This is a genomic window from Bartonella sp. AA16NXGY (assembly GCF_042197325.1).
Lineage (GTDB): Bacteria > Pseudomonadota > Alphaproteobacteria > Rhizobiales > Rhizobiaceae > Bartonella.
In genome coordinates this window covers 42,631-55,107 of the sequence record NZ_JBHIRR010000010.1, presented here as the reverse complement: position 1 = coordinate 55,107, position 12,477 = coordinate 42,631, and the positions used below count along the sequence as shown (strand labels likewise).

At 39.3% G+C, this 12,477-nt stretch carries 14 protein-coding genes; 10 read left to right on the top strand and 4 right to left on the bottom strand.

Translation table 11 applies throughout. From position 1 onward, the window contains the following. Nucleotides 1-641: 641 nt before the first annotated feature. The 5 genes from ACFINK_RS06860 (at nucleotide 642) to ACFINK_RS06840 (ending at nucleotide 4,314) form a co-directional block, all read left to right on the top strand. Nucleotides 642-1,265 carry an IS607 family transposase gene (locus ACFINK_RS06860; protein ID WP_375638489.1) on the top strand — a complete coding sequence of 208 codons (624 nt, stop codon included), beginning with the start codon at nucleotides 642-644 and terminating at the stop codon, nucleotides 1,263-1,265. Continuing rightward, on the top strand, nucleotides 1,262-1,420 hold the full coding sequence (locus tag ACFINK_RS06855; RefSeq protein ID WP_375638488.1) for a helix-turn-helix domain-containing protein: 159 nt from the start codon (nucleotides 1,262-1,264) through the stop codon (nucleotides 1,418-1,420). The genes ACFINK_RS06860 and ACFINK_RS06855 overlap by 4 nt, the downstream gene beginning before the upstream one ends. 58 nt (nucleotides 1,421-1,478) lie before the next feature. Then, nucleotides 1,479-2,456: an RNA-guided endonuclease InsQ/TnpB family protein gene (locus tag ACFINK_RS06850; protein WP_375638487.1), complete on the top strand. Its 978-nt coding sequence runs from the start codon at nucleotides 1,479-1,481 to the stop codon at nucleotides 2,454-2,456. A gap of 375 nt (nucleotides 2,457-2,831) precedes the next feature. Next, nucleotides 2,832-3,203, top strand: coding sequence for a helix-turn-helix domain-containing protein (locus ACFINK_RS06845; RefSeq protein ID WP_375638486.1), 372 nt, complete (start codon nucleotides 2,832-2,834; stop codon nucleotides 3,201-3,203). Between the two features lie 745 nt (nucleotides 3,204-3,948). Beyond that, complete coding sequence (locus ACFINK_RS06840) at nucleotides 3,949-4,314, top strand: helix-turn-helix domain-containing protein (protein WP_375638485.1); 366 nt, start codon at nucleotides 3,949-3,951, stop codon at nucleotides 4,312-4,314. Between the two features lie 873 nt (nucleotides 4,315-5,187). On the opposite strand, the gene ACFINK_RS06835 is transcribed toward ACFINK_RS06840, so the two are convergent. From ACFINK_RS06835 to ACFINK_RS06820, 4 genes are all read right to left on the bottom strand, one after another. After that, the gene (locus ACFINK_RS06835) at nucleotides 5,188-5,349 is read right to left on the bottom strand and encodes a hypothetical protein (protein WP_375638484.1); all 162 of its coding nucleotides are present in this window, start codon (nucleotides 5,347-5,349) and stop codon (nucleotides 5,188-5,190) included. A gap of 23 nt (nucleotides 5,350-5,372) precedes the next feature. Then, nucleotides 5,373-5,516: a hypothetical protein gene (locus ACFINK_RS06830; RefSeq protein ID WP_375638483.1), complete on the bottom strand. Its 144-nt coding sequence runs from the start codon at nucleotides 5,514-5,516 to the stop codon at nucleotides 5,373-5,375. 711 nt (nucleotides 5,517-6,227) lie between these two features. After that, a complete protein-coding gene (locus ACFINK_RS06825) occupies nucleotides 6,228-6,809 on the bottom strand; it encodes a disulfide bond formation protein B (RefSeq protein WP_375613594.1) in 582 nt (193 codons plus the stop codon). Between the two features lie 10 nt (nucleotides 6,810-6,819). Beyond that, nucleotides 6,820-6,972, bottom strand: coding sequence for a DUF5993 family protein (locus ACFINK_RS06820; protein WP_273790835.1), 153 nt, complete (start codon nucleotides 6,970-6,972; stop codon nucleotides 6,820-6,822). Between the two features lie 821 nt (nucleotides 6,973-7,793). Between ACFINK_RS06820 and purE the strand changes: the two genes are divergently transcribed. From purE to ykgO, 5 genes are all read left to right on the top strand, one after another. Next, nucleotides 7,794-8,291 (top strand): 5-(carboxyamino)imidazole ribonucleotide mutase, encoded by a 498-nt coding sequence (purE, locus tag ACFINK_RS06815; protein WP_375610656.1) that lies wholly within the window; start codon nucleotides 7,794-7,796, stop codon nucleotides 8,289-8,291. Nucleotide 8,292: 1 nt separating this feature from the next. Continuing rightward, a complete protein-coding gene (locus ACFINK_RS06810; protein WP_375638482.1) occupies nucleotides 8,293-9,528 on the top strand; it encodes a 5-(carboxyamino)imidazole ribonucleotide synthase in 1,236 nt (411 codons plus the stop codon). Between the two features lie 1,262 nt (nucleotides 9,529-10,790). After that, a complete protein-coding gene (locus ACFINK_RS06805; RefSeq protein ID WP_375638481.1) occupies nucleotides 10,791-11,165 on the top strand; it encodes a hypothetical protein in 375 nt (124 codons plus the stop codon). Then, nucleotides 11,158-11,331 carry a hypothetical protein gene (locus tag ACFINK_RS06800; RefSeq protein WP_375611660.1) on the top strand — a complete coding sequence of 58 codons (174 nt, stop codon included), beginning with the start codon at nucleotides 11,158-11,160 and terminating at the stop codon, nucleotides 11,329-11,331. Before ACFINK_RS06805 ends, ACFINK_RS06800 begins: the two co-directional genes overlap by 8 nt. Nucleotides 11,332-12,266: 935 nt before the next feature. Then, nucleotides 12,267-12,392, top strand: a complete 126-nt coding sequence (gene ykgO / locus ACFINK_RS06795) for a type B 50S ribosomal protein L36 (RefSeq protein ID WP_004863016.1) — start codon at nucleotides 12,267-12,269, stop codon at nucleotides 12,390-12,392. Nucleotides 12,393-12,477 lie beyond the last annotated feature (85 nt).

Here is a 12,477-nt window from a genome sequence, read left to right as displayed (position 1 = left end):
GCACCACCGCCTCTTACCCCCCTCTAGTCTGTTCATTCCTATTCCGCCCCCACACTCTCTTCTCCCTTCAATCTCCCTCCGCTTCATCCCAGCTTACCACTCCATTCACAGAAACTCTTTCCCCATTTATCTCTCCACATTCCATGCCATGCCAAAAGCATACACCCCACATAAAGTCCCAGCTTCCTTTTTTACATATTTCCGTTTTTACGCTTTTACATATTTACAGAATATAGCCAAATGAAACTTCCACACCGCACCACTCTATAAACAATAGTATTACCCCAGCTTCTTGCCTAGCCAATCTCCCCCAAGCACTTCAGATCACCCCTCAAACGAGATTATTTCATCAAACGCGACAAAAAAATCCAGCCTAAAATACTCATCATACACTCTAAAAACACCTTGATAAATTGATATGCCTGATATCACTCCCCCTATAAGCTCCCCTTCTAATCATGATTTCGGAGCCGCGTGAGAGGGACAAAACAAGCCGTTAAGTTCTGGGGGTCAAGGACGCCGTTAGGCGCCATGTAATGGTCTCCTTGACCTTAAGAACCTAGGATTGTTAGTCCCCTCATTAAAAGCGGGCTTTAACAGCTTACTTGTAATCTATTTATATCTTTGTAATAATATACATTATGGATAGATTTATTGGGATAGGTAAGGCCGCTCAAGTTTTGGGTGTTTCGATTAGCACTTTGCGCCGTTGGGAAGGTGAAGGCAAAATTATTTCTGAGCATACGGCAGGAGGACACCGTCGTTATGACCTATCCAAGCTTAGACCTGAGCTTTTTCATTCGAGAGAACTGTCACAAAGAAAAGCCATTGCTTATGCGCGTGTATCGAGCCATGATCAAAAAGACGATTTAGAGCGACAAAAACAGGTTCTTGAGCTTTATTGCGCAAGCCAAGGTTGGACTTATGAACTCATCTCTGATTTAGGGTCAGGGATGAATTATCGTAAAAAGGGTCTTAAACGTTTATTGGATGCTCTCATTGAAAATGAAATAGGTCGTTTGGTGATTACGCATAAAGATCGTTTATTGCGCTTTGGTGCGGAATTGGTCTTCGCCATTTGTGAAGCCAAACAAGTTGAGGTTGTCATTCTCAATCAAGGAGAAGAAAGCAGTTTTGAAGAAGATTTAGCCAAAGATGTTTTAGAAATTATTACTGTCTTCAGTGCTCGTCTTTATGGAAGTCGTTCGAGAAAAAATCAAAAGTTATTAGAGAATGTTCGTCAAGCTGTAGAAGCATCGCAATGATTCTTGCTCACAAAATAGCTCTAGACTTAAACAATAAACAACGAAGCTACATGGCTCGAGCCAGTGGTTGCGCGCGCTTTGCTTATAATTGGGCACTGAAGGAATGGCAGCAGCAATATGAAGCATGGAGAAAGATAATAATTTACAAAGCCTAATGACTATGCGCTACGTAGACAATTCAATTCTCTAAAACGAGAACAATTTCCATGGATAATGGAAGTCACTAAAAATGCTCCACAAATGGCAATTATTCAATTGGGTATGGCTTTTAAGAATTTCTTTTCAGGAAGAAGCCGATATCCCACTTTGAGAAAGAAAGGAGTGCACGATCGTTTTACTTTAACCAATGATCAAGTACAGTTGCAAGGTTCCAAGATAACAATTCCCAAACTTGGTTGGGTTCGTCTGCGAGAACAATTGCGATTTCAAGGAAAGATCTTGTCAGTAACCATTAGCCGTAAAGCGGATCGGTGGTTTGTAAGTCTTAGCGTTGAAACAGATAATCAAGAGTCACTGAGCGAGAACCAAGCTATTGTTGGTCTTGATTTGGGCATCAATGCACTTGCAACGCTTTCGACAGGAGAAACCATAGGAGGCGTTAAACCTTATAAGGCTTTGCTAAATCGTTTACGGCGCTTATCACGAAGGCTAAGCCGTAAGCAAAAAGGCTCGAGCAATCGTTATAAGGAGAAACAAAAACTCGCTAAGCTTCATGCACGAATAAGCAATATCAGAACAGATCATTTGCATAAGATTACAACAGATTTAATTCAGCGTTTTGGTACATTTTGTCTCGAAGATCTTCATGTAAAAGGCTTGCTGAAAAATCAGCATTTATCGCGTGCCCTTGCAGATCAAAGTTTTTTCGAGTTTCGCCGTCAATTGGAATATAAGGCGGCACGCTATGGTCGACAGATTGTTATTGCAGATCGTTGGTATGCGAGCAGTAAGATCTGCCATCATTGCGGATGTAAGATTGAACAATTACCTCTTAGCATACGTGAGTGGAGATGTTCTCATTGTGGTACACACCATGATCGAGACATTAATGCCGCGATTAATTTAAAAAACTTGGCGGTGAGTTCCACCGTATCAGCCTGTGGAGAGGAAGGCTCTGGCCAATGTCCTGTAACTTTGGTGAAACCAGCCTCAAAGAAGCAGGAAATCAACAGTATATTTAATCAGAAATGATCACATTTACATAAGTTTGATAGAACGGTCTGATCTCATGATTTTGGTGAGCGTTCCGGAGAGTTTGAGAGGCGGAAAGCCTCTCATTAAAAAATAAAGTTTATAAATAAAAACTATTTTCATTTGCCAATCTTCTGAAATTACTTTATCACTTAAAGAGATATTTTGGTCGTCTACGCAACGATCAAGAGGAAAGACAAGCCCTAAACCCTAGCGTACAATTGAGCCTACTTTTATGGCTATCCCGGAAATTCCGGGAGTTTTTGCTATGTCCAGGTGCGATGAGCACTAAAAGCAAAAAGCTGATTTAGGTTCAGTATTTTTGACTCTCGGAATACCAATGCGAGGGCGCTCGCAACCGGAGGGGGGCTTGAAGTGCCAACTAAAAATCCACATTTTATCGACATTTTGATAGGCAAAAGAATCCGCCACAGACGCATTTCAATAGGGCTTTCCCAAAAAGAATTAGGAAGCCATTTAGGTGTCAGTTTCCAACAAATCCAAAAGTATGAAAAAGGCTTAAATCGTGTAAGCGTAGGATGTTTACTCAAAATCGCTCAAAAACTAGAAGTTCCCGTAAACTTTTTTTATGCAGACATTGCCACAAAAGAAAATCTTCCCACAAAAGACACTCTCTTACACCACAATCAAGAAACATACAGCGAAAAAGAACACACTCTTTTGAAAAATTTTAGAGAGCTCCAGCCGAAAAAACAAAAAGCAATCTTGTGGCTGATTTCTGATTAAGCAAAAGAGTAACAATTAATATTATTCCATTCATATACCCCCTTAAGTCAAATTCAAACCAGCACTCCATACCCCTCCAAATCACGCCATTTTATGGGATATTGATTTTTCTTGCCAATCTCCTGAAATTACTTTATTGATAAGCACGTGTTTTTGATCGTCCACGCAACGATCAAATAGGGAGCTAAAAGCCCGAAAGCTTAATACATAAATTTATCCCGCATTGCGGCTATCCCGGAAATTCCGGGGGCTTTTGTTATGTCCAAGTGCTTTAAGCACTAAAAACAAGAGACTGTTTAAGTTCAGTGAATCCAACCTCCCGGAATACCAATGCGAGGGCGCTCGCAACCGGAGGGGGGCTTGAAGTGCAAACTAAAAATCCAAATTTTATCGACATTTCTGATTAAGCAAAAGACGCGATTTATAATCCATATTTCGCACTTTTTTAAAAAGTACCCAATCTTATAGACTTTGAGATTATTTTGATTTCTCTTGCCAATTTTCTGAAATTGCCTTATAAATGAATACTGTAATTTTGGTCGTCTACGCAACGATCAATAGGGGATCAAAAACCCGAAACCTAAAACATGAATTTATCCCACTTTTGTGGGTATCCCGGAATTCCGGGAGTTTTTGCTATGTCCAGGTGCGATGAGCACTAAAAGCAAAAAGCTGATTTAGGTTCAGTATTTTTGACTCCCGGAATACCAATGCGAGGGCGCTCGCAACCGGAGGGGGGCTTGAAGTGCAAACCAAAAATCCAAATTTTATCGATATTCTGATAGGCAAAAGAATTCGTCATAGACGCATTTCCATGGGACTTTCCCAAAAAGAATTAGGAAGCTATTTAGGTGTCAGTTTCCAACAAATCCAAAAATATGAAAAAGGCTTCAATCGTGTAAGCGCAGGGTGTTTACTCAAAATCGCCCAAAAACTGGATGTTCCCATAAGCTTTTTTTATGCAGATATTGCCACAAAAGAAAATCTTTCAACACATGCCGCACACTATGATCAAGAAACATACAGCGAAAAAGAACACACCCTTTTGAAAAATTTTAGAGAGCTCCAGCCGAAAAAACAAAAAGCAATCTTATGGTTGATTTCTGATTAAGCAAAAGCGCACACAAAGCATAAATCCTCCGCATCATTTTACGGATATACGTTTTTATTTTACGGATCAACGTTTTGATGCTTCTCCACATTTACAGAAAGCAGCCAAACGAAACTTTCAAATTCCCCTCGCACCACTTTGTAAACATAGGTTTGTCAACAATACAGCTTCTTACTCTAGCCAATTCCCCTGCTGATTTCAGATCACGACACCACAAAGGATAATGTTGCATCAAACGCGACAGATACGTCCTATTTTAAAATATTCTTGCCCCTTCACCACCCTAAAGTAAGATCACGCAAAGCACCGGTCAATCCCACTTCAAAAACAACTTTCCCCACACCCTCTCTCCTCTCTCGTCAACACACCCGCCTCTTCATCCAAGCTTCCCCCCCTTCATAAAACTCTTCATCCCCACACCCCAATCTTCTCTCCACATTCCATGCCATGATAAAATCATACACCACGCATAAAGTCCCAGCTTCCTTTTTTGCACATTTCCGTTTTTACGCTTTTACATATTTACAGAAAGCAGAAAATCTGTAAAAAATGCATTACACAATAACGTTTTCAACAACTGTCATTAAAATCTCACCTCCCTTTTCATCTAACTCCCCCTATTTTCACTTAAATCATAGATATAAACCGCCCTATTATCGTATTGAGCAGCATAAAATTTTTCGACAAATTCTAGCGATCAAAAGAGTGCATAAGAAGCATTTTACGACTTTTAAAAGAATTTTTATTTACACCCAGTGCTTTTTTGTAACGTAGAAGAGCACATTTAATTAATTGACTATAAGAAAGTTTGAAATGAGAGAAGCTTTTCGTTTTTCTCGTTCAACATCCACAACGATAACTCCTTCTTATAAATCAATTTTTTTCGTAATACAAAACGCACCAAAAGGAATAGACCTGCGTTGCATATTCACACGCTTGTTTTAAAGAAAGATCTCTCAACGCTCCATCACACCCATTTTGCAAAACGCTACCCGTAAAGGAATGGTAAGCTCCCATGAAGGATATAAAATCCATTCAGCCCCCCCCTATCTTTACGCTTATGGAAAAACAAGTTTACGCTTATAGAAGAACAAGCCGGCATCATCACAAAAACTCTGCCAGCTCCCAATGTTGCAGACAGCCTTCGGTTCAAGAGACACTTCATTAAAGGCATGCCTTTCTTGTACAGTTTTGACCCACATGGCCCACTCACTTATGATGTATAAGCCAAGTAATTTTAATTGATTTAATATGAGAGAACTGGTGATGAGAAATTTTATTATATTCAGCAACGCGCTTCACGGTAAAAAAATGGTTATTTATTATTATAAATCAATATATTAATAAAGAAGAGAGTCATCATCAAGACGCTTACCTTTTTCTAAAAAAAGGCTTCACACTGAAAGAAAACATCTAAAACTTAGATAAAAAAAAAGGTTTGCCTCTAATAAACAAACCTCTACAGAAAATTATTCACATAACTTTCAAAATTTTAAATTAATCCCTCTAGAAGCAATAAAAACGCTTTAGAAGCACCAAAATGAATACAAAAACTTATTTAACACAATGTTAAGAAAAATCAAGAACAAAAAATTTTTATCGTTAATGCACCTTTAAAAAAACGAGGCTTTTTAACCCACGCGGCTCAAAAGTTCGGGGCTTCTCTACAAACGCCTCCAAGCCAATCAATCCCTTCATCTCTCTCAAAAGACAGCATAAAAGGTTCACAGTACAAGTCTTCGCTAAAAAAAATATCAATCGCCAGCGCTCATAAAAGCCAGCGTTAGTATAAAAGATCAGATTATCGAACAATCTTGCTGAAATGTCTTCCCAATAAATAAAAAAGAAGCGGATTCTTAAATATTTCCGCCTCTTTAACAATAAAAATTATGATGAGGGATTATTAAAAAATTTCAAGACTGTGAAGGGAACCAATTTGATAACAATTCATACCTTACAGGATCATCGGCACATTGTCCACCACCACATTCCAGTATGGTAGAAATCAAATTTGCCGCAATCAAAAACACAAATAAAAAACTTGCCGCTTTACTCAAGACTGGAAAAGGAGAAAATTCTTTGAACTTGTGTGCCAATTCGCCTAAAATCATGACAAATGAGACAGCAAAGATACAAAGGACAGAAATAATGAAAGCCCAAGTATAAAAATGCAATCCAAAGAACGTTGAACCATATCCTAAATCATCGGGTGTGATATGCAAAAACACTTGCCGTGCTGCCACAGCACTGGTTACCATACAACCAAGAATAACCATACCATAATGGGTATTTTTCACCTTATGGTGAATATTGAGTAAGAACCCACAACCTGCCAGCATCAATCCAACGCGCTGCAGCAAACAAAGGGGACAAGGTAACTCAAACTTTACCAATTGATAATAAAAAGCCACCACCAAGACAATAGATAACCCAAAGAGTCCTAGCGTATTCATAAAGATGACGAAGTGAGGATTTTTTTGTTCAACATGTTCCATGGCTATTCTCTCAAAAAGATAAATTTAAAGTAGAAGTTGCGTGATGATTGAAAGTGAGAAGAATGACAACGAATAAAATTGCCCACAAAGCATAACTTATATTTTTTTTGCCACACATAGTCGTTACTGCAGTACCTAAAGCGATTAAAAATGGAAGAAACATAGCTTTTAAATCTCCTTTACATCCGTTGTTTAACTCTTATTTATTTCAGCGTTCACCATATTACAAAATTAGGCAAAAAAGAGACCATGGATTTATTATTCACAATTCGTCACTCGCGATTGATATTGCCATTATATTTAAGTGAAAAAACGATATAATCGCTCAGAAGCACATCTCAACAAAAGCGTTAAAAGCACAAAAGCGTTGATTATTCGCTTCCCCTTATATCAGCCATTGTTAAAGATATATCGACAATTATAAAGATTATATCCCCTATAAAGATTATATCCCCCACTCACAAAAGAATCACTTGAACAACAAAATAAATAGGCTTTGAAATCGAGAGATATACATCTCTTTTTTTCTCAAAAGAATATCCTCATTTTGCAACACATTTTTGACATAAAAATCTCTTTTTCTCATAAGCAATGTTTCAAATTGCAACAGATTTTATATCATATGGTGATCTTGTTTATTTTAGCAAATAAAAAATAAGACATTTTTTTAAAAAAAACTTATAATCAATGGCTTTTCCCCAATACATTTTTCCCTCTTATCTTAAATAAAAGACAATACCGCAAGCTCAACAGCCTCATGGGTCCCACGCCACCCCGTGACATTGCCCTCCCCCCTCACAAGAAGTGCTTCATGCCTTCAATACTTTAGTTTTTCATCTCTCGAGATCCCCTTTAAATTTTTAGCTTTCCGCCTTATTTGAAAAATAACTGTTTCTCTGTCATCAATTGGCTTTGCAAAAAGAATATAAAACTTTAAAAAAATAATGATAAAGAATCGCATTGAACCTTTGAAAAGGATAGAGAATGATGAAAAAATCATGTGATGTGGCGATTTTAATGGGGAGCCAATCGGATTGGCAAACGATGTGCCATAGTGCAGATATTTTGACGAATCTTGGTATTTCTCATAGTTCGCATATTGTCTCAGCACACCGAACTCCTGAACGCCTTTATCAATTTGCCAAAGAAGCAAAAGAAGCAGGGTTTAAAGTTTTAATTGCCGGTGCGGGGGGGGCAGCGCATCTTCCAGGTATGTTAGCAGCCCTTACTCCTCTTCCTGTTTTTGGCGTTCCAGTGCATTCTCACTCTCTTTCTGGTCAAGATTCTTTGCTTTCAATCGTACAAATGCCAGCAGGGATACCCGTCGGCACATTAGCAATTGGCAAAGCAGGCGCAATTAATGCAGCCCTTTTAGCCGCAGCCGTTATGGCCGTTTATGACCATGATCTCGCCCAACGATTAGAAGATTGGCGTCAACAACAAACAGCCAATGTCGCCCAAACGCCTGTAACGGAGGTTTAAAATGGCACCGTTTTTCAACACCTCCTCAGCCAACACCACCTCGTCCAACACCACTCCCTCCAACACCTCCTCAGCCAACACCACCTCGTCCAACACCACTCCCTCCAACACCACCTTAGCCAACACCACCTCGTCCAACACCACTCCCTTCACCATGTTACCTCCAGGCAGCGTCATTGGTTTAATCGGGGGGGGACAATTAGCGCGGATGCTCGCCATAGCGGCCGCAGAATTAGGATTTCGAACCGTTATTTTTTGCCCTGAAGCCGATTGCCCAGCCGCTCAAACAGCAAACAACCATATTGTTTCCTCCTATGACGATATATCAGCTTTAGATCATTTTATTTCTCAGTGTGATGTTGTCAGCTATGAATTTGAAAATCTTTCGCTTCAAACGGTTCAATATGTAGAAAAGAGTAAGCCTGTTTATCCTTCTTCCAAAGCATTAGAGATCACGCAAGATCGACTTTTTGAGAAGCAATTTTTGCGTGATCAAGGGATTGGCACCGCGTTATGGCACGCTGTTGACAATTCTTCTTCTCTTCTTTCCGCTCTTGATACCTTAGGCGGACGTGGTCTTTTAAAGACGCGTCGTTTTGGTTATGACGGAAAAAACCAGATCAAGCTTGATCACCCAGATGAACAAACCCTTGACGAAGCCTTAAGGACTTTTCAGGAACAGCCTTGTATTTTAGAAGAAATAGTCCCTTTTTTATCGGAAATTTCGGTTCTTTCGGCACGTACAAAACAAGGAGAACATATTTTTTATGACTGCCCTGAAAATCAACACAAAAATGGTATTCTTCATAAGTCCTTTGTTCCATCACATATTCCACTTGACGTGCAAAAAGCAGCTCAAGAAATCAGTGTAACAGTCATGGATGCCCTCGATTATGTTGGTGTTCTTTGTATTGAACTTTTTGTCTTAACGAATGGTCATCTTTTAGTGAATGAATTAGCACCGCGTGTCCATAATTCTGGTCATTGGACACAAAAGGCATGCATAACTTCACAATTTGAACAGCATATCCGTGCTATTTGCGGACTTCCCTTAGGCAGTCCCTATCGCCATAGCGATTGCCAAATGACCAATCTTCTTGGTAACAATTTTAGCACGTTAAAATATTTTCTGAAGCAAGAGCGCACCTCGATCCATTTATATGGCAAAAGCACTGTTCACCCCAACCGCAAAATGGGGCATATCATCCAATTACTGGGACCAGCCAACAAATCTTAAGCCCACATATATACAAATACTTTTTCACACTTTTCCCCCAAATGAACTGAAAAAACAACCTCTCCCCCCACACCGATATCCATCGGCTTCAAAAGCGCCCCTAACCTTTTAATTCTCCCCTGAAAGGGCGTGAAGCCCTCCTACAAGCTCCTTCTCTCTTAAAAACATCACCTCTTCCCCCTCCAAACCGCTTCATCCTACACGAACATCTCATCCGCCCTCAAAAACAAAGCTTCACTCCACACCAATATCCAAGCAGTACAACAAGCGCTCCCAACCCTTCAACTCCACCCCCTAGCTCTTCTCCCCTTCCTTTTCTCAAAAATATCCCCCCACGGCTAAAAACAATCCACCAGCCCCCAACTTCACTACCTCTCCACCTCCCACAGCATAAATATTCCCCCATAACATACGCAGCCCCTTCATTTTTCTTTTAATGCCAATCTTTAAGCCTTTTAATTCCAACCTTTAGAGGATAAACTTACCTCTTGCGGCCTATAGAGAGCATTCTAACAATGCGTTCTCATTGCCTCTAGTCTCCCTTCTTGTGTTCATTCTTTCACAAAAGTGCCAAGCGCCGCTCCGCACCACCCCTTGAGTTTCATGTCAAAGATATAATTACAGTACTAAGCTTATCCATCATAGCAATATCCTCTCTCCCCTCATAAGGCGATATTACCTGTGTCGTATTTTCTAGGGCTTGAAGCGTCTCTCCTTATTTCATTTCGCGATAAGGCTTAAAAGAGCAGATGTACATACACTCCACACTGAAAGAAAACCGTAAATTTAGCTTACACGCTAAAACACCAACCGCTTAAAATATCACTCACTTTAACATTTGTAATATTTGTGACCTCCGTTATGTCTATCGCCTTCGTTCTTTCCCCTATAAAGTTACATTATTCAAATTTGCGCGCCTAACCGCGCTCAAGGACGAAGATTCCTGTGCCGATCTATCAACAATCAAGCTTTTCTTAAGTAAATTCAACCGGCTAAACACTTCAATATTAAATGCCTCTTCGCCTATAGTTTAGTCATAAAATATAATTGTACTCACAAAACGAATCTTTTATACAGCGGCACGAAAAATTGTACATGCCTCATAATAATAAAGGGAAGATGCGCTACAGACGTAGCAAGTCATTCGTATTATCATTTTAACAACTACAGAAATCTTTTTTCATTTCATAAACATAGTCTGAGAAACTGAGTTATTCGCTTTATCAAAAGACAAAACCCTCAAGAAACAAACGAATATCAACATGACAAAACCAAACCTATCAAATGCATCACCAAAAGAACAAAATGATACATCTTCTCAATGGGACTTAGTCCTCGATATCCAAAAAGAAGTTAAGGAAACATTAAAGGCTGGTGTTGTTTCACTGAGAGAGTTTATATTCATAATTTTTATAAGCATCTGTTTATACATTTTCCTCTCAATATTAGGCAGTGCGGATAAACCTCAGATGAATGTAGCAACTGCAATCGGGCTGATATGCGCATTAATTCTGTACGGTTCGATACCAATCTCTTTGGTGCTACGGATCATAGTAAAGAAGAAACTGAAAAAAGTAATGAAACAACTAGACGAAGCGGTTGCTAATCAAAATACAATAAGGAGAGAAAATGACTGAAGCTATAATATTAGGGCGCATTCTAGGGATCATTGTCGGTTGTGCAATAATAACATTATCCGTTTGGCTTGTTTATTCTACCATTAAATATCGAAAACTGTACCGTAAAGCGCTTACAGGACTAAACTTAGCAATTCAAAAATGTAATAAAGAAATTAATAAATAAAAAAAGTCGTGAAAAACGTGGTATTAAAATACCATAATCCTTATTTTCATATTTCTAGACGTATTTAATGTGATTACCAGTTATTGATGACCCATATTGAGGGTATGAGATTTTTCATAAGGGGACGTTTGAAACTATCGGCATGATATTATGTGCGTATAGCCAATACAAGAAACAATTCCAACGGCTCCCCCTCTTCCCCACTTCAAGCATTTCAGCCGGCGCACGCACCTGACAGGGCCTTCACGAGCCCGCAACAAACAAGCCCCTTACGTTTTAAGAAGCCACCTTGCCCTTAACAACAAAAACCACACCACTTCAACAATCCAACGGCGTCCCCTCTTCCCCCCACTTCAAGCATTTCAGCCGGCGCATGCACCTGATAGGGCTTCACGAGCCCCCACAAACAAGCCCCTTACGTTTTAAGAAGCCACACCTTGCCCTTAACGACAAAAACCCACACCACTTCAACAATCCAACGGCTCAACAGCGCTCCTGATCTTTCAACACTCCCTAACAGAGCTTATTTGTTTAAAGCTGAAAAGGCTTTTACTTTTTTCCACTCTTTGTGCTTTTTTGTGTCCTTTTTTTACGAGAAAATTTTTACCTTCAAGGCCAACCCTTAACACACCCTAAGGAATTTGTAAGGGATATACCCTTGACAAGAATAAGACTTCTTGTTAAATCTCTCCTACTTTTTTGCAATTTTCACTTATCGTTGTGCTAATGAAGTGGTTAATGCGTACCTTAAGAGTGCGCTTTTCTTTTTGTGATCACAGTGAAAAAGTGTATCGTGTGATGTTATCATGCAAGTACGATATCGCAATGCAAGGCTCATAGAGTAAGCAGTCTATTGGGGTTGTAATATTGTATTTTCGTGTTTTAATATTGTATTATAGTATTGTGTTACGTAAACTATTTAAACGGTGAATATGATGAAAATTAAAAATTCGCTTAAAGCACTAAAAGAGCGCCACCGTAACAATCGTTTGGTGCGTCGTAAGGGTCGTGTTTATATTCTTAATAAAACGAACCCACGTTTTAGAGCACGTCAGGGCTAATTCTTTTAGGACTAATTTCTTTAGGATCAATGTTTTTATGCCTACTTTGATTGTAGGCTTAAAAAAATTTTATTGCGTTTTTTTG